We start from the raw sequence: 21,366 nt of genomic DNA on the forward strand, positions 1-21,366 counted from the left end.
AATCCCCCCCAATCAGGATTCAGTACGGGCTACAACTTTTTGATATTTAACCAAAAAACCATCTGGCACGGCCCTTGCTCAAGCCTCCCCAGAGAACCCAGGCACCAGCGGAGGTGCACAATGACCCCACTTAAAGGCTCAGTCCTTACCTCATTGCTGCTGGCCGCTGCCACCTTGGGCTGGCAGCACGGCAGCGAGGCCGCGGTGCGTTGCGAACGCAACCTGGTGGCCAACGTCGTCGCCCTCGATCAGCCGCTGATGTTCAACCGGCTGGGCGCACAGAACGCCAATGGCATGATGTTCGCCCTGCGCCGCGACGTGGTCGACGAGCACAATGTTTCCCTGGCCCAGGGCGGGGCGGCAGTACCGGGCAAAGTGACCCTGCGGCCCGACAAGCGCCCACGGCCCATTGTGCTGCGGGTGGCCGCCGGTGACTGCCTGACCGTCAACCTGCAGAACCTGCTGGCCTACCAGGCCAACCCGAACAAGCACGGGATCGATCACGAAGAAGAAAACGAAGGCGAAGAAAACGAAGCTGAAGAGAATGAGTTCGAGAACGAAGGCAATGAACAAGGTGGCGAGAGCTTCGTGGTCGATGACCAGGTCACCGACCGCCACGTGGGTTTCCAGGTCAACGGCATGCAGGCGGTCAACAGCATCGGCGACATCGCCGCCAACACCGGCCGCAACGGCAATTTCCTGATCGCCCCCGGCTCCAGCCGTACCTACACCTTGTATGCCGAGCGTGAAGGTGCTTTCGCCGCCACCAGCCAGGGCGCAACCTTCGGCGGCCAGGGTGGCGCCGGCAACGTCGCCAACGGCCTGTTCGGCCAGGTGGTGGTGCTGCCTAAAAAAGCGCTGACCTTCCGCAATACCCTCACTGAAGAAGAAATGCGCCTGAGCACCACCGGTCGCGCGCCGACCGGCCAGCCGATCGTCGACTACCAGGCGCGCTATCCGCAACGCGAGCCCTGGATCCGCGAGGGCAAGGCAGGCTCGCCGATCATTGCCATGATCGATGGCAACGAGATCATCTCCAGCGAATCCGATGCCGTGGTCATGGGGCCTAACACCGACGGCAGCTTCCCGCCGTCCACCTACCCGCTGGAAAGCATCGGCAAGCGCAACCCGGCGGTACCCAACCGCCTGGAGCCGTTCCGCGACTTCGCCGCCCAGTTCACCGATGAAGCGGCCGCCACCCAGGCCTTCCCCGGCTACTGGGCCGATCCGGTCATGGGCCATGTGCTGGAGCCGACCCGCGACTCGTTCATGATCAACTACGGTTCCGGCGGCATGGGGGCCGAAGTGGTGGCCAACCGCCTGGGCGTGGGGCCGATGCACGACTGCCTGTCGTGCTCCTATGAGGAATTCTTCCTGAGTTCGCACACCGTCGGTGACGTAGCGATGCTGGTCGATGTGCCCGCCAACATCGGCCTCGAGAACATTCGCCCGGGGCAGACCCCCAGCGCCGAGCAGATCGGGGTCAAGGCCACCATGGCCCTGTACCCGGCAGAGCCTGCCAACGTCAACCACAGCTACATCGGCGACTTCGTCAAGTTCCGCAACACCCACAACGGTCACGAGCAGCACATCTTCCACCTGCACGGGCACCAGTGGCTGTTCAACCCCAACGACGACAATTCCGACTATGTCGACGCCCAGGGCATTGGCCCGGGTGTGGGCTACACCTATGAAATCGCCAACGGCGGCTCGGGCAACCGCAACCGGGTAGCGGGCGATGCGATCTACCACTGCCACTTCTACCCGCACTTTGCCCAGGGCATGTGGAGCATGTGGCGGGTACACGACGTGTTTGAAGAAGGCACCCGGCTTGAGGTGTCCAACCAGGGCGAGGACGGCTATCACAGCGAGCCTTATGCATTGCGCAGCGGCAAACCGGCCGCGGGTGCCCGTGCCTTGCCCGATGGCGAGATCGTAGCCGGCACGCCCATTCCGGCCATCGTGCCGCTGCCAGGCAAGGCCATGGCACCGATGCCGGGCAAAGTGGCGGTCATTCCAAAACTGGCGCCCACCCTGGTGGCCGAGAACGAGAACGATGACGATGACGACGAGGAAGAAGGCGATGACGACTCCGGTCATCACGACCAGGCGCCACGTGCCATTGGTTCGCTGGTGCTGGTCGACCGCAGCGAAGCCAACCGCAATGCCGACGGCAGCCTGAAGAACCCCGGTTATCCATTCTGGATCGGCGGCATGGAAAGTACTGTCGGCCAACGTCCGCCAACCCCGCCGCTGGACATGCTCGACCCTGCTATGGCCACGGCGCTGAAAAACACCGGCAATGCCCTGTGGGCCAACCTGGACCCGGCGCAAGTCGGCGGTTGGGACGGTGGTTTGCCACGCCATTCCCTCGACGGCATGGCCGCCGGTGGCGAGGCGACTACCACCACCACGGCGCTGGACTTCACCAAGTCGATCACCAAGGCCAAGGCGGTGTTCCTGCCGGAGGAGGGCACCGACGTCGAGCAGGCGGCGATGAGCTTCCATTCCAAGCTTGAACACCCCAGCTACGCCGTGCTGCCCGACAACCAGACGGTGGCGCGCAACTTCCGCACCAACGGCGCCGCCCCCACTGCAGGCGCACCGTTCTTCGAACCCTGCATGGACGACCGTGCCAAGCGCCTGACCTTGGCGGCCGGCAACGGCGAGTTCAACAGTGGCGAGCGCCTGGACGCCATGACGTTTACCGGCTCCTCGATGTTTACCGCCGACCGTCCTCGCATCTACAAGGGCGCCAACATCCAGTTCGACGCGGTGTACAACAAAGTCGGCTACCACTTCCCGCAGGCGCGCATCATTGCCCTGTGGGAAGACGCCTGGCCGGTGATCAACAAGCAGCGCCCGCCTGAGCCGCTGGTGATGCGCATGAACACTTTCGATTGCGTGATGTACCAGCACACCAACCTGATCCCGTCGTACTACGAGATGGACGACTACCAGGTGCGTACGCCTACCGACGTGATCGGCCAGCACATCCACCTGCCAAAATGGGACCTCACCGCCGCCGATGGCTCGGCCAACGGCTGGAACTATGAAGACGGCATTCTCTCGCCCGGTACTGTGGTCGAGCGTATTGAAGCCATTCGCGAGTTCAATGGCTGTCACAGCGGCGACCCGCGCGAAGGCACCGCCGAGTGCCCGGTCGCCAAGACCCACCCGTTCTTCGGCCGCTACGGACGGGCCGACTGGCTGGGCGCACGCACGGCCATGCAACGCTGGTTCGCAGACCCTGTGGTCAACGTGCATAACGTCGACCGTGGCCTGGGCACCATCTTTACGCACGACCACCTCGGCCCATCGACTCACCAGCAACTGGGCCTGTATGCCACCGTACTGGCGGAACCGGCAGGTTCCACCTGGTACCACGCGGAGACCGGCGAGCAGCTGTACAACCCGGCAGTACGCGAGGACGGTGGCCCGACCTCATGGCAGGCCGTGGTCAAGACCGGCGACCTGGATGGTGACGGGCGCAATGACAGCTATCGGGAGTTCTTCCTGGAATACAGCGACTTCCAGCATGCCTATGAAGCCGGCGTGTATGTAGGCGCAGGCCCGGACGGCATTCCCAACGGCCAGGCATACCCGGCCACTGCCGACAGCTTCCGCTTTGCGATCAACCCGCCTGTGCGGCAGAAGGCCTCCAACCTGCTCGAAGCCGTGGTGGAGTCCCGTGGCGGCCTTTCGCCGGGTTGCCCATCGCGGCCTTGCCCGCAAGCCATCTCGGTGGATGACCCTGGCATGTTCGTCGTCAACTACCGCAACGAGCCGCTGGCCCTGCGGGTCTACGATCCCAACAAGGTGGCGCCGGACGGCAAGCGCGGCATGCAGGCCGACGGCATGGGCGGTGACCTCGCGTTCGCCATGCAAAGCCGTACCGACCGTGCCATCCCGGCGATGAACCTGTCGCCGGCGGCAATCACCTCGGCAGTCGGCCCAACCGGCGGCACCACGCTGTTCCCGCCGCACATCAACAAGGCCGGCGCCGAGCCGGGTGACCCGTTCACCCCGATGCTGCGCACCTACTCCGGTGACAACGTACGCCTGCGGATGCACGCCGGTGGCCATGAAGAAGAGCACAACGTGACCCTGCACGGGGTCAAGTGGCTGCAAAATGGCTCGGGCTTCGGCAACAGCTCGAACTCCGGCTGGAAGGCTTCGCAGATGGTGGGTATCTCCGAGCAACTGGGCTTCATGGCACCGGTGTCGATGATCTCCAGTTCTTCGGCACCCAACGGCGACTACCTGTACTCGCTCGATGCCGCCCACGAAGGCTATTGGAACGGTATCTGGGGGGTTATGCGCAACTACACGGCCAACCGTCCCGACCTGTTCCCGCTGCCCAACAACCCATTGCCGATGGCTGCACGCAATACCGTGGCGTTCGACGGCATCTGCCCGCGCTACACCACCAACGCCACCGGCATCGGGACCCGGCCAACCGTGCAGCGCAGCTATGAGATCGTCGCGGCGCTGGCCAACGACATCCTCGCCAACCCGCTGGCGGTGAGCATTAACGACCCCAGCGGCGTCGGCCAGCATGTTGGTGGCCCGTTGAAGGCCAACGGCGGCACCCTGGTCTACAACAGCCGGCGCACCAGCATCCCGCAGGTGACCGTGACCGATCCGGAGGACGGCGAGACCTTCACCGTGGGTGGCCACAGCGGGCCGCTGCATGACCCGACCGCCATCCTCTATGTGCGCAAGGCCGATCTCGACCCTGTGACCGGCAAGCTCAAGCCTGGCGTGCCGATCGAGCCCCTGGTGCTGCGTGCAGCGGCCGGTGACTGCCTCAAGATCACCCTGGAGAACCGCTTGCCCCTGGTGATGCCCGACCTGCCGAGCACCGCCGTGATGCAGAACGTGGTCAAGCGCGACCGTCAGGGCAGCGAGGGCTCTACCGCCTTCAACAACAACCTGATGCGTCCGTCGAGCCATGTCGGCCTGCACGCACAACTGCTGGCCTACGACATCACCAAGTCGGACGGTACCAACGTCGGCCAGAACCCGGTGCAGACCGTACCGCCGCGCAATGGCAGCAGCGGCGCCTATCCAAGCAAGGTGTACCAGTACTATGCCGGGCACCTGGAGCGTGAAGGCAAGCCGGTGATGCAGATGGGCCGCTCGGTGGACAATATCAACACCACCGCCATCGAGTTCGGCGGCCTGAACATCACCCCGGCCGATGTCATCAAGCAGGGGCAGAAAGGCCTGGTGGGTGCCATGAGCATCCTGCCGCAGACCGCTACCTGGACCGAAGACAGCGCCAGCCGGGCCTCGGCCACGGTGCAGGTGCCCGGGCAGCCGGCCTACCGCGACTTTGCCACGGTGTGGCAGCGGGCGCTGAACATGCGCTGGTCGGACGGCCGTCCCGTGGAAGGCATTGCCACCGAAGGCAATGGCGTACCGGGTGACCCGAAAGACAACTCCAATATGGCCATCAACTACAAGACCGAGCCGCTGTGGTTCCGCTTCGGCCTGGCCCCGGATGCGCCATTCGGCCATGCCGACGGCTATGGCTGGGCAGATGTCCCCAACGCGCACATGGCCTACAGCAACGCCCTGGTGGGCAGCGACCCGCAAACGCCGGTGCTCTGGGCCAAGCCGGGTCAGCCGTTCCGTAACCACATTCTGATGCCTACCGGCGGCAGCCGCGGTATCACCTACCAGCTCGATGGGCACATCTGGCCACTGCATAACTACCAGGCCGAGAAGTCCGACGTCGGCGGCTACCCCATGAGCCTGCCGGGCATTGGTTCGGTGCGCTTTGGCTACAACCCGCAGGCGATGTTCATCGGTGCCCAGGAAAGCGTGCTGCCGGCAGCGCACTTCAGCTTCATGGTGCCCAGTGCCGGGGGGGCCAACGCGGTGCCGGGCGACTACTTGTTCCGCGACTACGCTGCATACGGCAATGCCTCGGGGTTGTGGGGCATCCTGCGGGTAACGGAAGAAACACCACCAGCCACGCCACCAGCGCAGTAAGGGCAAGGGGAAGAGGTCATGATCAAGAAGAACAGACCGTTGTACCTGGGACTGCTGACCGGAATGACCCTGATGGGCTTGGGGGTCGCCTATGAAAGCCTCTGGTGCGACCCGCGCAGCGAGCTGGCCGAGGCTGAAGCCAAGGCCGATTCGCAAGCTCTGCACCGGCTCAGCCGCGACGGTGTCACCGTCGAGTTCGAAGCCAGGCCGCTGGGCAGCGGCGGGGTGCTGACAGAAGGCGCCTTTGCCAATGTGCGCTTCAAGATCACTGACCAGAACAGCGGCCAGCCACTGTCGGGGGTATCCCCCGGCGCCTGGCTGGACCCGGCGCTGACCGGCGAGGCTGCCAAGGACCGCAGCAAAAGCTGCAAGGCACGGGTGGCGTTGTTTCTCAAGAGCAGCATTGGTGCCCGGCCGTTGCTCGACCTCAACAGCTACTTTCTGCTGGTACTGAACAAGGACGCCAGCCTCACCGTGATCGACCCGTCGGTGTCGGTGGGTGGCGTCACCAGTACCCTGGCGCGTATCGAACTGCCCGGCCAGCCGATGGACTGGACCCCCAGCGGCGACGACAAGCAAGTGTTCGTGTCGATCCCCGAACGTGGGGAGGTGGCACTGATCGACACCGAGACCTTCCAGCGCATTGGCAGTATTCCCGCCGGCAAGCAGCCGCTGCGCGTGGCCCTGCAGCCCGACCAGCGCCTGCTGTGGGTCGGCAACAATACCAGCGATCCGGCCCAGAGTGGCGTGACCGTGATAGACGTTCCCAGCCGCAAGGCCATGAAGTTCTTTGCCACTGGCGCCGGCCACCACGAAATCGCCTTCAGTGCCGACTCGCGCTACGCCTTTGTCAGCAACCGCGACAGTGGCACCTTGAGCGTTATCGACGCCAGTGACATGCGCCTGGTCAAGACCGTCAAGGTGGGCTCGCACCCATTGTCAGTGGCCTATTCGGCGCTGTCCCAGGCGGTGTATGTGGCCGACGGGCGTGACGGCACTATCAGCGTGATCGACGCGCGCAGCCACACCCAGCGCCACCTGATCCAAGGCGAGCAAGGGTTGGGACCGATGCGTTTCAGCCGTGACGGGCGCTTTGGCATCGTCCTCAACACCCTGGAAAACCAGGCACTGGTGATCGACGCCAGTACCGATAGGCTGATCCACAGCCTGCCCGTGGCGGCCGAACCCTACCAACTGACCTTTACCCAGGCCTATGCCTATGTCCGGGGCCTGGCTTCATCCAAGGTCAGCATGATCAACCTGAGCAGCCTCGGTGAAGGGCGCCAGCCGATTGTCCAGGGCTTCGAGGCCGGCGCCTCGGCCCCGCGCCAGGCTGGCGACCTGCCGTTGGCGCAGGGGCTGACCGTGGCCCGGGACGAAAACTCGGTGTTCGTGGTCAACCCGGCCGACAACACCACCTACTTCTACGCCGAAGGCATGAACGCGCCGATGTCCGGCTACCCCAACCGTGGCCACAATGCCCGGGCTGCACTGGTGATCGACCGCAGCCTGCGGGAAGTGGCGCCAGGCGTGTACAGCTCGACGGTCAAGCTGCCGGCCGCAGGCACCTTCGACGTGGCGTTCCTGCTCAACCAGCCACAGATCATCCACTGCTTCAGTACCGAAGTGGCCGCTTCGCCCACCGCCCCGCATCGGCAAACCCCGCAGATCCAGTTCATGCTCGAACCCGCCGTGGTGGTACAAGGCAACCCCTTCACGGCGCGCTTTCGCATCGTCGAAGGCAATGGTGCGCCGCGCAACGGCATCAAGGACCTGAGCGTGCGCTACTTCCTCGCGCCGTCCTCGCGCGCCCGCAACAGCCAGGTCACCGAGGTGGGTGACGGGGTGTACGAGGCGCCCCTGGAGCTGGCTGAAAGCGGCGCCTGGTACCTGCATGTACAGGCCCCTTCACTGGGCGACGCCTTTGCCGAGAAGAACTACGCCAGCCTGCGGGTGCTGCCCGCAGAGGCTCAACAAGCGTCTGACACCGGTTCAACAAGGAGTTCGCGATGAAAATGCTCGATCGCTGCAGACTGTTCAGCCTGTGCCTGCTGGCCGCCAGTTGTGGCCTGGCCCAGGCCCACAATGGTGTCGACCACAGCGCCCACGGCACGCCCGCCGTCCACCAGGAAAAGACCTCGGTGCGCTTTGCCGATGTGCAACTGCTCGACCAGAACGGCATGCCGGTACGCCTGGAAAAAGACCTGGTAGCCGACCACCTGGTGGTCATGGGCTTTATCTACACCAGCTGCACCACGGTGTGCCCGGTGGTGTCCTCGATCATGGCCAAGGTGCAAAAGCAGCTGGGCGGTCGGGTGGGCAGCGAGGTGCAACTGGTATCGATCAGCGTCGACCCCCAGCGCGACGATGCCAAGCGCCTACTCGATTACGCCAAGACTTTCCAGGTCGGCCCCGGCTGGAGCTGGTTGACGGGTACGCCGTATGCAGTCAACGAAACCCTCAAGGGCCTGGGCAGCTTCAGTGCCAACCTGGGTGAGCATCCGCCGCTGATTCTGGTGGGCGATGGCCGCAGCGGCAAATGGACGCGCTTCTATGGCTTTACCGACCCGGCGTTGCTGGTCACGGAAATCGACCGGCTCAGCGCCCGTCGGGTGCATGCCAAGCACACCGCCATTGCCCAGGAGGTGCAACCATGAGCGCCGCCAGTCACCGTCCGGGGACGATGCGCAGTGTCGACTGGCTGGCCCTGGGGGCCTGCCTGTGGATCTTGAGCAGCGTGGCCTTTGCCCATGAAGGCCACAAGACCGAGCCCGACAGCGCCCAGGCGGCCGACCCTCGGCCGGTCACCCCGACCGCCGGCACCCATGACGCCCAGGCGTACTTCACCGACAGCCTGGTAAAGGACCAGAACGGCCGCACCCTGCGCTTCTACAGTGATGTATTGAAGGACAAGGTGGTGATGCTCAATGTGATCTTCACCCACTGCAACGACGCCTGCCCGCTGATTACCCGCAAGCTGCGCGAAGTACGCGAGGCCATGGGCGAGGAGCAGGCCAGCAAGGTGACCTTCATCTCCCTGAGCAGCGACCCGACCAACGACACCCCGCAGGTACTCAAGGAATTTGCCCAGAAGCAAGGGGTGGATGGCCCCAATTGGCTGTTCCTGACCGGTGACAAAGCGCAGATGGACCTGGTGCTGGCGCGCCTGGGGCACCTGATTCCCAGCCCTGAACAACATTCCACCCAGTTGATCGCCGGTGACGTCGCCAACAAGCGCTGGAGCAAGATCCGCCCCGATGCCCCCGCCCAGGCCATTGCCCAGCGCCTGCAACTGCTGTCGCAACCACTGGCTGGACGTTGAACAGCATGAACGCGGTGCTGCGTGCTGGGGCCCTTGTACTGATGCTGGTTGCCAGCTGCCAGGCCGTGGCCCTGGACCTGACCCCGAGCGAGCTGGCCGGCAAGCGCCTGTACCGGGAAGGGCTGTCGAGCAGCGATGCCCAGGTGTCGGCGCGGGTGGGCGCTGCGGACATGCTGGTGCCAGCCAGCGTGGTGCCGTGTGCCAGTTGCCATGGCGCCGATGGCCTGGGTCGCGCCGAAGGCGGCGTACGTCCGCCGGTGTTGAGTTGGCAGCGGTTGGCGATGGGGCAACAGTTGCGCCAGGCCAACGGCAGGTATTACCCGGCCTATACCGAGGCCACGCTGGCCCGGGCTATCCAGGAGGGCCGCGACCCGGGTGGCAATCAACTGGACCCGGTGATGCCACGCTTCGTGTTGAGCATGGCCGACCAGCGCAATCTCAATGCCTACCTCAAGCGCCTGGCCGATGACCGCGATCCGGGTGTAGAGGAGCAGACGCTGCGCCTGGGCACCTTGCTGCCCACCCAGGGTCCACTGGCCGGGTCGGCGAAGGTGGTGGCGGCGGTGCTTGCGGACCGCATCGCCCACATTAACCAGCAGGGGGGCATTCATGGCCGCCAACTTGAACTGGTCAGCCTGGACCCAGGGCCCGACCAGGACAGCGCAGAGAAAGCCCTGGGGCAATTGCTGGTGCAGGACCCGGTGTTTGCGCTGATCGCCCCGCTGGCCCCGGCCTTGGAGTCGACCCTGGCTACGCGTCTTGAGCAGGCAAAGGTCCCGTTGGTGGGAGCGGCGCCGGCATTGGCGGACAGTGTGCAGATCTTCGACCCCTTGCCGGGCTTGCGCGAACAGCTGCTGAGCCTGGCCGACTACGCCCAGGCCAACCTGGCCCTGGAGCAGGCCGTTACACGGATCGTGTATGCCGACGAGGCCCAGGCCGGCCTGGCTCGCAACCTTGAGCATGCACTGCAGGATCGAGGCTGGAGTGATGTCGGGGCGCAGTCGCTCAATGCCTGGAACGGGGAAGGGCAGGCGATTTTCTTTCTCGGCCAGGGCGACAGTTTTACCCAACTCACAGCAGCGCTGAAGCAGGCGGGTCACACACCGTACCTGTTCGCCGTTTCCAGTCAGGTGGCGGGACAGTTGCCGCAGGTGCCCGATGCCTGGTCGCGGCGGGTATTCCTGGCTTATCCCTTTGTGCCCGGCGACTGGACGGCCTCCGGCCGCGAGGCGTTGAGCGCCTTGCGCCAGCGCCAGGGCCTGGATGGTCGCCAGGGGGCGCTTCAAGTAAGCACCTGGTGCGCTCTGCAGCTGTTGACCGATGCGCTCAAGCGCATTGGCCGCGACGCCAGCCGGGAGAAGCTTGTGCTGGCACTCGAAAGCCTGCACGACGTGCAAACCGGCCTCACCCCACCTTTGGGCTTTGGCCCGGGCCGCCGCCAGGGTCTGGCGGGCGCCCACGTCGTGACCCTGGAAATGCCCGGCCCGGTGTTCCGCCCGGTTGCCGCCTATCGACCTGTCGTCGAGGTGAATTCGCCATGAAACTGTTCGGTCTGTTGTTGTGCCTGTTGGCGCTGCCGCTGCAGGCGCAGGAAGTGCCACCTGCTGCCCTGGTCAATGGCGTGGCGATCAGTCAGCTGCGCCTTGAACGCTATTTCGCCGAATACCTCGAAGACCGCGGGCGGGCGCTGACCAGTATCCGCAACCCCAGCGTTTACAAGCGCCTGCGTGACCAGGCCCTGAACGACCTGATCGACAAGGAGCTGCTCTGGCAGGAAGCCCAGCGCCAAGGGGTGACGGTCAGCGACGCCGAGGTCAACGCGCAGGTCGACCAGTTGCGCCAGGCCTTCGGTTCTACGCAGAACTTTGAACAACGCCTGGCCGATGCCGGTTTCGATACCACCAGTTTTGCCGACTACACCCGCCATGAACTGGCTGCGCAACGAGTCTTTCTGGACGCCACGCGGGTGCCCGAACCCGATGGGGCGCAGGTAAAGGCGTTTTATCTGGCGAACGAGAATTCTTTTCAGGCGCAGCAGAACCTAAATGCCAGCAGCCCTGTCGAAGCTGAACAGGGACTGGCATTGGCAAAATCTCTCCTGATCGATCAGCAACAGGCGCAGGCGCGCCATGCCTTGCTACAGCGTTTACGAGACGCCGGGCAGGTGCAGAAACTTGACTGACGACTGACTCGACCCCCAATGTTGGGGACATCAGTAGGGGCAAAGTGCCAGCCGGTCCCCGGCATTGGGGGGAGGGCGCACGGCTCATTTGCGTCTACGCTTAAAGAATCAATGACATAGCACAGTTAATAGCGCCGTCTCATGTCTGGCACGAAGCATGCGTAAGCCTGTACAAGGTCGCACTTCGCCAGACCGGGAAACCGGGCCTGTGGTGCTTCAAGGAGTCGACCTTGGTTAACACAGTATTGGTAGTCGATGACGAACAGACCCTTGCGGGCAATATCCAGGCGTACCTGGATGCGCAAGGCCTGAACGTCCATGTTGCCTACGACGGGGCAACGGCGATCGGTGAAGCCGAGCGCACCCAACCCGACGTAATAGTGCTCGATTATCGCTTGCCCGACATGGAGGGGTTTCAGGTACTGGAGACCGTGCGCCAACGCAGGGACTGTCATTTCGTGCTGATCACTGCTCATCCGACCGCCGAGGTCCGTGAGCGTGCCACCCAGCTGGGCGTCAGTCATATCCTGTTCAAGCCTTTTCCACTGACGGAACTGGCCCGCGCAGTCTTCGACCTGATGGGTATCAAGCGTGAAGAGAAGGGCACCGGCAACACGGACACGGGGTTTGTCGAACGACGCCAGAGCAGGAGTGAAAGTTTCCCCCTGCAGTTGTTCGATGGTAGTTGGGTGCTGGCAGACCGCCGCCGTAATGGCGCAAGGCCTCCAGGACCGGACGAGGACCAACTGCTCACCGGGGAGTAATGCGCGAGCAAACCTGAACCTGGCTTGCCGCGCTCCGCGCTGGAGAGCAAGCCATGGAAACCTTGTCGCTCGCCGCTGTCCCCGCCCAGGTTGTTACGCCTGCGCCCCTGGGTCGCGAGTTACTGGCTCAAGCCCGGGCTAGCGCCGAGCAAAGTGCCGAACGCCTGATCGACACCCTGCAACGCTTGAGCGGCCTTGCCCCCGCCGATTTTGTCGCAGCCCTTGGCACCACCCTGCATTACCCGGTGCTGGACGGCCAGGCGCTGTTTGCCGCCACCCCGCTGTTTGACCGGGTCAGCCTGGCCCAATGCCTGAAACGCGAATTCATTTTCCTCGAACACGACGGCCAGGTGCTGGGTGTGTTCGCCGACCCCTTTGACACTGCCCGTCTTGCCTGGATCGATGAATGTCTGCAGGGCGCGCCGCTGTACCTGGTGCAAGCGGCCGAGCTGAGCGGTTTTCTGGCCCGTCACGAAGAAAGCTTCCATGCCGTGGACTCGCTGGATAACGACAGCGAGGCGGTCGCCGAACTGGACACCGTGCAAAGCCTCTCGCTGGCCAGTATCAGCGAAGACCAGAGCCGGGTGGTCAAACTGGTCAACTCGACCCTCTACGACGCCCTGAAGATGCACGCCAGCGACATCCACCTGGGCGTGACCGGTAGCGGCCTGGTGATCAAGTACCGTATCGACGGCGTGCTCAACAGCATCAGCAAGGTCAGCGGCAGCGAATTCGCCGAGCAGGTGATCTCGCGGATCAAGGTCATGGCCGAATTGGATATCGGTGAAAAACGCGTCCCCCAGGACGGTCGCTTCAAGATCGGCATCAGCGCCCGGCAGATCGATTTTCGTGTATCGATCATGCCGAGCATCTTTGGCGAGGACGCAGTGCTGCGGGTGCTCGACAAACAGGACCTGGCCGACCGCGTCAGCGGCGTGCAGCTCCAGGCCCTGGGATTTGAAGACCATACCCTGCGCAGCCTGCGCCGCCTGGCCAACGAACCCTACGGCATGATCCTGGTCACCGGTCCCACCGGCAGCGGCAAGACCACCACCCTCTACGCCATGATCAGCGAGATCAACCACGGCGTGGACAAGATCATCACCATCGAAGACCCGGTCGAATACCAGTTGCCGGGGGTGCTGCAGATCCCGGTCAACGAAAAGAAGGGCCTGACCTTCGCCCGTGGCCTGCGCTCGATTTTGCGTCACGACCCCGACAAGATCATGGTCGGCGAGATCCGCGACCCGGACACCGCGCAGATTGCCGTGCAATCCGCGCTGACCGGCCACCTGGTGTTCACCACCATCCATGCCAACAACGTCTTCGATGTAATCGGCCGCTTCAGCCAGATGCAGGTCGACCCCTACAGCTTTGTCTCCGCCCTCAACGCCGTACTGGCCCAACGCCTGATCCGCCTGGTATGCCCGCACTGCGCTGCGCCCCATCACCCTGACGACGAAGAACTGAGCCTCTCGGGCCTGGAAGCCGGGCAGGTCGGTGAATACCGCTTCGTACACGGCAAAGGCTGTGGCCAATGCCGTGGCAGTGGCTATCGCGGCCGCACCGCCATCGCCGAACTGCTGCACCTGGACGACGAACTGCGGCAAATGATCGTTGAACGTCGGCCGCTGGCCCAGATCCGCACCCTGGCCTGCCAACGCGGGCTGCGCCTGCTGCGCAGCTCGGCACTGGAGCTGGTGCGTGATGGCCGGACCACCTTGGAGGAGATCAATCGTGTCACATTTGTCGCCTGATCGTTTCGTCGCCGTGCTTGGCGCCCAAGGCGTCGGCTTGTCCCGGCTCCAAGGCCAGAAACAGCAGTGGCTGGGCAGCCTGGGCTTTATCGCCGAGCGCAGCCAGGCCGCCACCCAGGCCCTGGACACCCTCCATAGCCTGCTCGGCGAGCACGGCTGCAAGGGTGCTCAACTGCAACTGCTGCTGTCGGCCCAGTACTGCCGCTTTTGCCTGGTGCCCTGGAGCGCCGCCATCAATCGCCCTGATGAACTGCACCACTACGCACGGGCCTGCTTTGAAGCCCACTACGGCCAGAGCCTGGACGGCTGGCGCCTGGTGGTGTCGCCGGAGGCTGCCGGCAGTGCGCGGATTGCCACGGCGGTGCCCGAAGCGCTGCTGCAGCGTCTCAACGACCACTGCCGCACCCTGGGCCTTCGCCCGCGCTCGGTGCGTCCCTACCTGATGGCTGCCTACAACCGCTTTGCCGAGCAACTGGGGCAGGGCGACTTTCTGTTCGTGCTGGCCGAACCACAACGCAGCGTGTGCCTGTTGGCACAGAACGGCACCTGGCAGCAGGTCAGCGCCCAGGGTAGTGGTGACAGCGACGCAGCGCTGCAGGCGCTGATCGCCCGCCAGTGCGAACTGAATGCCGGCGAGCGCGAGCTACCGGTATTCCTCCATGCACCAGGTCGCATGGAGCAACCCCCGACGCTGGACGGCGTGCAGTTGTGTGCGCTGACTGAGCCCGGCGGTGACGTGTTGTGCAGCATGTCCCGGGCGGTGGCCTGAAATGCGCCGCCTGGAGCTGGACTTCCAGCCACGGCGCACCGGCCTTGCCGCCTGGGCGCTGCTGGCCGTCGGCGCAAGCCTGGTGCTGGGCGCAACGCTGCTGCAGCAAGGTTTCAGCCAGCAGCAGGAAGCCCTTGAGCAGCAGTTGCAGCACGTCGAACGCCAACTGGGCAAGCGTCCGGAAACAATCAGTTCCCTGACCCCGGCACAAAGCCGCGAGCAGACCGAGAAACTGGCCCAGATGCGCAGTGTCTCGCAGCAGCTGCAGCGCCCCTGGGAACGCTTGTTCAACATGCTCGAAGGCTTGCCCCAGGATGATGTGGCGTTGCTGACCCTGACCCCGGACGCCCGCAAGGGCCAGGTGCGCATCAGTGCCGAAGCCCGTGACCTGGAAGCGATGCTGGCCTTTCACAAACGCCTGGAAGCCAGTGGCGAGCTGCGCGATGTGTCGCTGCTCAACCACGAAATCATGGCCAAGCAGCCCGAACATCCGGTGCAGTTCAACCTGTCGGCCACCTGGGAGATCGGCAATGCGCATCCCTAGTCTGATTCTGCACGAACGTGCGCAGCGGCTCGGCATGGTCGGCCTGGCCGGTGCTGCGCTGGTGGTGCTGGCCTTGCTCTACGGCGCGTTCGGCGTGCTGCCACAGTGGCAGCAAGTACGGGACCTTGAAGGGCGCAATCAGGACGCCGGCACCCAGTTGCGTCAGATCAAGAGCGGCACGCTGAAGCTGCCCCAGGTACCCCAGCGCGAACTGGAGGACTTTCACAAGCAGCTACCGGCCCAGCCCCAGGCCACCGAGGCCATCGACCGTATCTACAGCCTGGCCAAGACCGAACGCATCAGCCTGGCACGGGGCGAGTACGCCCTGGGGGTGGACCCCAAGACTCAACTGGCGCGCTACCAGATTCTCCTGCCCGTGCGCGGCAGCTACCCGCAGATCCGCCGCTTTGTCCATGCCTTGCTCGGTCAACTGCCGGCGCTGGTGCTCGAAGACGTCGATCTGCAACGCAAGAAGATCGGCGACAGCGAGCTGACCGGCCGCCTGCGTATGACCCTTTACCTGTCGAGGTCGTGATGAACACTCAACGCCGCCTGGCCTGGCTGGCCTTTCTCGGACTCGCTGCCGTACTGGCCTGGGCACCGGGGTATTTCTTCGACGACGAGGCCGCTGATACCCGCGCCACCGTTGCTGTCGCCGACAAGGCCCAGGTCGCCGCCGCCTCTGCAGCCGGCAAAGCCGCCAAGCCGACCGCGCTCAAGCCACGGGACCTGTTCCCGAGCAAGAGCTGGAAGCCGGCCGTGCAGATGGCCACGGTCACGGAAAAACCGGCGGTGGTGGCCGCGGTGGTGGCGGCACCTTCGGCACCGGTGCTGCCGTTCCAGTTCGTTGGCCGCCTGCACAACCTCGAGGACGAGCAGGTGTTTCTGCAAAGCGGTGAAAAGCTCTATGTCGTACGTCGCGGTGATGTGATCGACGACACCTATCGGATCGAGCAGATCTCCGCCACGGAGCTGAGCCTGGTCTACCTGCCATTGCACCTGTCCCAGACCTTGTCTGTAGGGAGCGCACCATGAATTCGTCCAGGTTGTGCAACAAAGCGCCATTTTTGATGCTTGCACTGTGCGTCGCCCTGGCCGGCTGCGGCACGACTGCAGCACGCAAGGATGGCCAGGCGCTGATCAATGAAGGGCAATACGAAGCCGGTATCGCCCGGCTCGAAGAGGCCCTCAAGGAAGACCCTCGCGATACCGAGTTGAACATCGCCCTGATGCAGGGGCGCAAGCAGTCGGTGGAAGAGCTGCTGGCAAAGGCCGACAGCGACCGCAGCCGCCACGACTTCGGCGGCGCACGCATGGGCTACGGCCGGGTGCTGACCCTGGAGCCGAACAACCGCCGTGCCCAGGATGCCGTGCGCCAGATCGAGCTGATGCGCAACCTCGGTGAGCGTGTTGCCCTGGGTCAGGCAGCGCTGCGCAGCGGCGACCTGTTCGGTGCCGAGCGACACATGCGCGAAGTGCTGCAACTGGACCCGCAGAACGAAGCCGGCCTGGCCCTGCGCAAAGACATCGAGCTGGTGCAGAGCCGCACTGCCCAGCCCAATCCGCAACTGCAAACCAAACTGGAAAAACCGGTGACCCTGGAGTTTCGTGACGCCAACCTCAAGACCATTTTCGAGGTGCTGTCGCAGGTGGCGGGGTTGAACTTCATTTTCGACAAAGACCTGCGCCCGGACATGAAAGCCACCATCTTCGTGCGTGACGTGCGCATCGAAGACGCCGTGTCGCTGCTGCTGGAGCAGAACCAGCTGCACCAGAAGGTGGTGAACGAAAACACCTTGTTGATCTACCCCGATTCGCCGCAGAAGACCAAGGACTACCAGGAATTGGTCATGCGCACCTTCTACCTGACCAGCATCGACGCCAACACCGCGCTGAACATGGTCAAAACCATGCTCAAGACCCGCGATGTGTTCGTCGATGAACGCCTCAACACCCTGACCATGCGTGACACCCCGGACGCGGTGCGCATGGCCGAGAAACTCCTGCAGTCCCAGGACCAGTCCAACCCCGAGGTGGTGCTGGAAGTGGAAGTGATGGAAGTGGCCCGTTCGCGGATCCTCGAGCTGGGCCTGCAATGGCCCAACACCTTCGGCATCCTCAACAACGACGGCAATCCGGTCAGCACCATTGACCAGCTGCGCGGCATCAACTCCGAGCGCATCACCTTCTCGCCGTCGCCCCAGGCCAAGATCAACGCCCAGGACAACGACATCAACACCCTGGCAAGCCCGGTGATCCGGGTCAGCAACCGCGAGCAGGCACGCATCCATATCGGCCAGCGGGTACCGATCATCAGCGCCACTTCGGTACCTTCGACCCAGGGCCCGGTGATCACCGAAAGCGTCACCTACCTGGATGTCGGTTTGAAACTCGAAGTGACCCCGGTGGTTCACCTGAACAACGAAGTGGCGATCAAGATTTCCCTCGAGGTCAGTAACGCCAAGCCCCTTGAACCCACTCGCCAGGGCACCATTCCGGTCCAGGTCGACACCCGCAACGCGCAGACCAGCCTGCGCCTGCATGACGGCGAAACCCAGGTGTTGGCCGGCCTGGTGCGCAACGACGAAGGCGCCAGTGGCAACAAGATCCCTGGCCTTGGCGACATCCCCGGTCTGGGCCGACTGTTCGGCAGCAACCGCAACGATAAGAGCCAGTCGGAGCTGGTGTTGTCGATCACCCCACGGATCGTGCGCAACTTGCCTTACCAGAGCCCCTCGGACATGGAGTTCCCGACCGGTACCGAGACCAGCATGCAGATCCGCAACCTCAACCGCAGCATCGATGTCGACGTCGAAACCGAACAACCCATCGCCGCCGTTCCTACCGGCGTGAGGCCCTGAGCCATGAAACGGTCAATGGCAGGATTCAGCCTGATTGAAGTGATGCTGACCCTGGCCCTGCTCGGGTTGCTGGCTTCGATTGCCGCACCGCTGACCGAAACCCTGGTTCGCCGGGGCAAGGAACAGGAGCTCAAGACCGCCCTGTACCAGATCCGCGATGGCATTGACGCCTACAAGCGCGCCTTTGACGCCGGCTACATCGAAAAGTCGCTCAACGCCACGGGCTACCCACCAAACCTGCAGGTGCTGGTCGACGGCGTGAGGGATGTGCGCAGCGCCAAGGGCGCCAAGTTCTACTTTTTGCGGCGCATTCCCCGCGACCCGCTGGTTGCCGCCAAGCGCGACGACGAAGGCGGCTGGGGCCTGCGCACCTACGAAAGCTCCGCCCAGAACCCGCGTGAAGGGGAGGACGTCTTCGACGTCTACTCCCGGGCGCGGGGTAAGGGCCTCAACGGCATCGCCTACGGGCAGTGGTGACCAGCATGAAACGTAGCCAAGGTTTCACCCTGATCGAACTGCTGGTGGTGATGGCGATCATCGCTACCTTGATGACCATCGCCATGCCGCGTTACTTCCAGAGCCTGGAGACCTCCCGCGAGGCCACTTTGCGCCAGAGCCTGGCGGTGATGCGCGAGGCGCTGGACCACTACTACGGCGACACCGGGCACTACCCCGAGTCGCTGGAACAACTGGTCGAACAGCGCTACCTGCGCAGCGCACCCCTGGACCCGATCACCGAGCGCCGCGACCTGTGGCAAGTGGTGGCCCCGCCTGAAGGCGTGGCGGGCTCGGTGGCCGATATCAAGAGCGGTTCAACCGGGAGGGCGCGTGATGGCAGCCTTTATGCCGAGTGGTAGCGCCGCCGAAGCGGGCTACACCTACCTGGGCGTGCTGTTGCTGATTGCCGTGACCGGCATCGTCCTGGGCTCTACCGTCACCCTGTGGTCGACCGTCGCCCAGCGCGAACGTGAGCGCGACCTGCTGTGGGTCGGCACCCAGTATGCCCAGGCACTGCGCAGCTACTACCGCAGCTCGCCGGGGCTTGCCCAGTACCCGCAGACGCTGGAGGAGCTGCTCGAAGACCCGCGCTACCCGAACCCCAAGCGCCACATTCGCCAGCTGTACAGCGACCCGATCACCGGCAGCGACGACTGGGGGCTGGTGCGCTCCATCGACGGGCGCATCACCGGGGTCTACAGCCAGTCGCAGCAGCCGCCGCTCAAACAGACCGGCTTTGCCGCGCAATGGTCGGACTTCGAAGGCCTGACCCACTACTCCGACTGGCAGTTCGTGGCCGAGAAAGCCTTTGCCGACAACGGCGGCGTGCGCAACGACGCGCCGCAAGGAGCCGGGCAATGAACCGCCGCCTGACTGCCTGCACCCTGGCCCTGGTGCTGCTGGCCGGCACCGCCCGCGGCGGTGCCGAGGACGAGATGATGGGCTTTATCGTCGACAACACCATCTCGCACATTGGCCACGACTTTTACTACAGCTTCGCCGAGCGGTTGCGTGCCACCAGCCGCCTGGATTTCAACCTGGTGGTACGCGAAAGACCGGACGCACGCTGGGGCAGCCTGGTGACGGTCGAGTACGAGCAACGTGTGATCTACAAACGCTTTCTGCCACCCAACACCACCGAGCTGAAGGACGCCGCCTATGAGGCGGCTGACCTGGTCAAGGCGCAGATCATCCAGCGCAAGCTGCAGATGCTGCTGCAAGACACCACCGATCTTGAGAGGGACGAGCTATGAACAACAATACCTGCGGCCTGGCCTCCCTGGTCCTGCTGGCTGTCCTGTGCAGTCAGGCCGGTGCCACTGAACTGGTGTACACCCCGGTCAACCCGGCGTTTGGCGGCAACCCGCTCAACGGCACCTGGCTGCTCAACAATGCCCAGGCACAGAACGACCATGACGACCCGGACATCAAGGACCGCGCTTCAGCCTTGGCCAGCACTTCGTCACTGGAGCGCTTCACCAGCCAACTGGAGTCGCGCCTGCTCTCGCAGCTGCTGACCAACATCAACAACGGCAACACCGGCAGCCTGCAGACCGATGCCTTTCTGATCAACGTGCTGGATGACTCCGGCGCCTTGACCATCCAAATCACTGACCGGGCGACCGGTGAGGTGTCTGAAGTGCTGGTCAACGGCCTGAACCCGTAACGGGCAGGGTAAAGGGGAGAAACAATCATGAAACGATTTCTGACCGCACTGATGATCCTGGCCACCTTGCAGGGCTGCAGCCTGCGCGAGCCCATGTCGGCAGAGCAGGACAGCGAAAGCCCGACCCTGACGCCACGGGCCTCGACCTACTACGACCTGCTGAACATGCCTCGGCCCAAAGGCCGGTTGATGGCGGTGGTGTATGGATTTCGCGACCAGACCGGGCAATACAAGCCGACGCCTGCAAGCTCTTTCTCCACCAGCGTCACCCAGGGGGCGGCGAGCATGCTGATGGATGCCCTGCAGGCCAGTGGCTGGTTCGTGGTGCTGGAGCGTGAAGGGCTGCAGAACCTGCTGACCGAGCGCAAGATCATCCGCGCCTCGCAGAAAAAGCCCGATACGCCGGTCAACATCCAGGGCGAACTGCCGCCGTTGCAGGCGGCCAACCTGATGCTCGAAGGCGGCATCATTGCCTACGATACCAACGTGCGCAGTGGCGGGGAGGGCGCGCGCTACCTGGGCATCGATATCTCCCGCGAATATCGGGTCGACCAGGTTTCGGTCAACCTGCGGGCGGTGGACGTGCGCAGCGGCCAGGTGCTGGCCAACGTCATGACCAGCAAGACCATCTACTCGGTTGGACGCAGTGCCGGGGTGTTCAAGTTCATCGAGTTCAAGAAACTGCTGGAAGCCGAAGTGGGCTACACCACCAACGAGCCGGCGCAACTGTGCGTGCTCTCGGCGATCGAGTCGGCGGTAGGGCACCTGCTGGCCCAAGGGATCGAACGGCGCCTGTGGCAAGTGGCCGACGATGGCAGTGGCGACAAGGCAGTGCTGGACAAGTACCTGAGCCAGTACCAGGCGCCTTGAGGAATTGAGAACGGAAGGAGCGAGCTGCTTCAGGGCGTGCAGAACCACGACCGCTGCGCGGCCGATCGCAGGCTGGCGCCAGCGGCTACGGTGCATACGGTGTAGCCGCTGCCGAGGAACGAGGCTGCGATCG

19 protein-coding genes are annotated in these 21,366 nt (G+C 64.0%); all 19 read left to right on the forward strand.

Going from position 1 to position 21,366, the window contains the following annotated elements; translation table 11 throughout:
• The first annotated feature begins 120 nt into the window (after positions 1–120).
• Positions 121–6,000, forward strand: coding sequence for a manganese-oxidizing multicopper oxidase MnxG (gene mnxG, locus H621_RS0120165; RefSeq protein ID WP_028945106.1), 5,880 nt, complete (start codon positions 121–123; stop codon positions 5,998–6,000).
• An 18-nt stretch (positions 6,001–6,018) separates the two neighbouring features.
• Positions 6,019–8,013, forward strand: a complete 1,995-nt coding sequence (locus tag H621_RS0120170) for a cytochrome D1 domain-containing protein (protein WP_028945107.1) — start codon at positions 6,019–6,021, stop codon at positions 8,011–8,013.
• A complete protein-coding gene (locus tag H621_RS0120175; protein WP_028945108.1) occupies positions 8,010–8,657 on the forward strand; it encodes an SCO family protein in 648 nt (215 codons plus the stop codon). Before H621_RS0120170 ends, H621_RS0120175 begins: the two co-directional genes overlap by 4 nt.
• 26 nt (positions 8,658–8,683) lie before the next feature.
• A complete protein-coding gene (locus H621_RS0120180; RefSeq protein ID WP_028945109.1) occupies positions 8,684–9,322 on the forward strand; it encodes an SCO family protein in 639 nt (212 codons plus the stop codon).
• Between the two features lie 5 nt (positions 9,323–9,327).
• Positions 9,328–10,863 (forward strand): cytochrome c/ABC transporter substrate-binding protein, encoded by a 1,536-nt coding sequence (locus H621_RS0120185; RefSeq protein WP_084168008.1) that lies wholly within the window; start codon positions 9,328–9,330, stop codon positions 10,861–10,863.
• A complete protein-coding gene (locus tag H621_RS0120190) occupies positions 10,860–11,504 on the forward strand; it encodes a SurA N-terminal domain-containing protein (protein ID WP_028945111.1) in 645 nt (214 codons plus the stop codon). Before H621_RS0120185 ends, H621_RS0120190 begins: the two co-directional genes overlap by 4 nt.
• A 230-nt stretch (positions 11,505–11,734) precedes the next feature.
• Positions 11,735–12,268: a response regulator gene (locus H621_RS0120195; RefSeq protein ID WP_028945112.1), complete on the forward strand. Its 534-nt coding sequence runs from the start codon at positions 11,735–11,737 to the stop codon at positions 12,266–12,268.
• Between the two features lie 53 nt (positions 12,269–12,321).
• Positions 12,322–14,025 (forward strand): GspE/PulE family protein, encoded by a 1,704-nt coding sequence (locus H621_RS0120200; RefSeq protein ID WP_028945113.1) that lies wholly within the window; start codon positions 12,322–12,324, stop codon positions 14,023–14,025.
• Positions 14,006–14,794 carry a hypothetical protein gene (locus H621_RS0120205; RefSeq protein ID WP_028945114.1) on the forward strand — a complete coding sequence of 263 codons (789 nt, stop codon included), beginning with the start codon at positions 14,006–14,008 and terminating at the stop codon, positions 14,792–14,794. Before H621_RS0120200 ends, H621_RS0120205 begins: the two co-directional genes overlap by 20 nt.
• A 1-nt stretch (position 14,795) precedes the next feature.
• Positions 14,796–15,338, forward strand: coding sequence for a pilus assembly protein (locus tag H621_RS0120210; protein ID WP_028945115.1), 543 nt, complete (start codon positions 14,796–14,798; stop codon positions 15,336–15,338).
• A complete protein-coding gene (gene pilO, locus H621_RS0120215) occupies positions 15,325–15,873 on the forward strand; it encodes a type 4a pilus biogenesis protein PilO (RefSeq protein WP_028945116.1) in 549 nt (182 codons plus the stop codon). Before H621_RS0120210 ends, pilO begins: the two co-directional genes overlap by 14 nt.
• Positions 15,873–16,373 carry a hypothetical protein gene (locus tag H621_RS0120220; protein ID WP_028945117.1) on the forward strand — a complete coding sequence of 167 codons (501 nt, stop codon included), beginning with the start codon at positions 15,873–15,875 and terminating at the stop codon, positions 16,371–16,373. Before pilO ends, H621_RS0120220 begins: the two co-directional genes overlap by 1 nt.
• Positions 16,370–18,199 carry a secretin N-terminal domain-containing protein gene (locus H621_RS27365; protein ID WP_036990180.1) on the forward strand — a complete coding sequence of 610 codons (1,830 nt, stop codon included), beginning with the start codon at positions 16,370–16,372 and terminating at the stop codon, positions 18,197–18,199. The genes H621_RS0120220 and H621_RS27365 overlap by 4 nt, the downstream gene beginning before the upstream one ends.
• Positions 18,200–18,202: 3 nt before the next feature.
• Positions 18,203–18,676 carry a prepilin-type N-terminal cleavage/methylation domain-containing protein gene (locus H621_RS0120230; protein WP_028945118.1) on the forward strand — a complete coding sequence of 158 codons (474 nt, stop codon included), beginning with the start codon at positions 18,203–18,205 and terminating at the stop codon, positions 18,674–18,676.
• A gap of 5 nt (positions 18,677–18,681) precedes the next feature.
• Positions 18,682–19,056: a type II secretion system protein gene (locus H621_RS0120235; protein WP_028945119.1), complete on the forward strand. Its 375-nt coding sequence runs from the start codon at positions 18,682–18,684 to the stop codon at positions 19,054–19,056.
• On the forward strand, positions 19,031–19,558 hold the full coding sequence (locus H621_RS0120240; protein ID WP_028945120.1) for a type II secretion system protein: 528 nt from the start codon (positions 19,031–19,033) through the stop codon (positions 19,556–19,558). The genes H621_RS0120235 and H621_RS0120240 overlap by 26 nt, the downstream gene beginning before the upstream one ends.
• Entirely contained in the window at positions 19,555–19,950 is a 396-nt protein-coding gene (csgE, locus tag H621_RS0120245; RefSeq protein ID WP_028945121.1) for a curli production assembly/transport protein CsgE, read from the forward strand. The genes H621_RS0120240 and csgE overlap by 4 nt, the downstream gene beginning before the upstream one ends.
• A complete protein-coding gene (locus H621_RS0120250; RefSeq protein ID WP_028945122.1) occupies positions 19,947–20,363 on the forward strand; it encodes a curli assembly protein CsgF in 417 nt (138 codons plus the stop codon). Before csgE ends, H621_RS0120250 begins: the two co-directional genes overlap by 4 nt.
• Before the next feature lie 27 nt (positions 20,364–20,390).
• Positions 20,391–21,233: a CsgG/HfaB family protein gene (locus H621_RS0120255; RefSeq protein WP_028945123.1), complete on the forward strand. Its 843-nt coding sequence runs from the start codon at positions 20,391–20,393 to the stop codon at positions 21,231–21,233.
• The last annotated feature ends 133 nt before the right edge of the window (positions 21,234–21,366 follow it).

It is taken from the genome of Pseudomonas vranovensis DSM 16006, assembly GCF_000425805.1.
Lineage (GTDB): Bacteria > Pseudomonadota > Gammaproteobacteria > Pseudomonadales > Pseudomonadaceae > Aquipseudomonas > Aquipseudomonas vranovensis.

Bases quoted from the DNA above. Each gene is read 5' to 3' on its own strand.
- H621_RS0120190 (WP_028945111.1), top strand. From the start codon at position 10,860: ATGAAACTGTTCGGTCTGTTGTTGTGCCTGTTGGCGCTGCCGCTGCAG.
- H621_RS0120230 (WP_028945118.1), top strand. From the start codon at position 18,203: ATGAAACGGTCAATGGCAGGATTCAGCCTGATTGAAGTGATGCTGACC.
- H621_RS0120170 (WP_028945107.1), top strand. From the start codon at position 6,019: ATGATCAAGAAGAACAGACCGTTGTACCTGGGACTGCTGACCGGAATG.
- H621_RS0120240 (WP_028945120.1), top strand. From the start codon at position 19,031: ATGGCAGCCTTTATGCCGAGTGGTAGCGCCGCCGAAGCGGGCTACACC.
- H621_RS0120210 (WP_028945115.1), top strand. From the start codon at position 14,796: ATGCGCCGCCTGGAGCTGGACTTCCAGCCACGGCGCACCGGCCTTGCC.
- H621_RS0120235 (WP_028945119.1), top strand. From the start codon at position 18,682: ATGAAACGTAGCCAAGGTTTCACCCTGATCGAACTGCTGGTGGTGATG.
- H621_RS0120180 (WP_028945109.1), top strand. From the start codon at position 8,684: ATGCGCAGTGTCGACTGGCTGGCCCTGGGGGCCTGCCTGTGGATCTTG.
- mnxG (WP_028945106.1), top strand. From the start codon at position 121: ATGACCCCACTTAAAGGCTCAGTCCTTACCTCATTGCTGCTGGCCGCT.
- H621_RS0120220 (WP_028945117.1), top strand. From the start codon at position 15,873: ATGAACACTCAACGCCGCCTGGCCTGGCTGGCCTTTCTCGGACTCGCT.
- pilO (WP_028945116.1), top strand. From the start codon at position 15,325: ATGCGCATCCCTAGTCTGATTCTGCACGAACGTGCGCAGCGGCTCGGC.
- csgE (WP_028945121.1), top strand. From the start codon at position 19,555: ATGAACCGCCGCCTGACTGCCTGCACCCTGGCCCTGGTGCTGCTGGCC.
- H621_RS0120200 (WP_028945113.1), top strand. From the start codon at position 12,322: ATGGAAACCTTGTCGCTCGCCGCTGTCCCCGCCCAGGTTGTTACGCCT.
- H621_RS0120255 (WP_028945123.1), top strand. From the start codon at position 20,391: ATGAAACGATTTCTGACCGCACTGATGATCCTGGCCACCTTGCAGGGC.
- H621_RS27365 (WP_036990180.1), top strand. From the start codon at position 16,370: ATGAATTCGTCCAGGTTGTGCAACAAAGCGCCATTTTTGATGCTTGCA.
- H621_RS0120175 (WP_028945108.1), top strand. From the start codon at position 8,010: ATGAAAATGCTCGATCGCTGCAGACTGTTCAGCCTGTGCCTGCTGGCC.
- H621_RS0120250 (WP_028945122.1), top strand. From the start codon at position 19,947: ATGAACAACAATACCTGCGGCCTGGCCTCCCTGGTCCTGCTGGCTGTC.
- H621_RS0120185 (WP_084168008.1), top strand. From the start codon at position 9,328: ATGAACGCGGTGCTGCGTGCTGGGGCCCTTGTACTGATGCTGGTTGCC.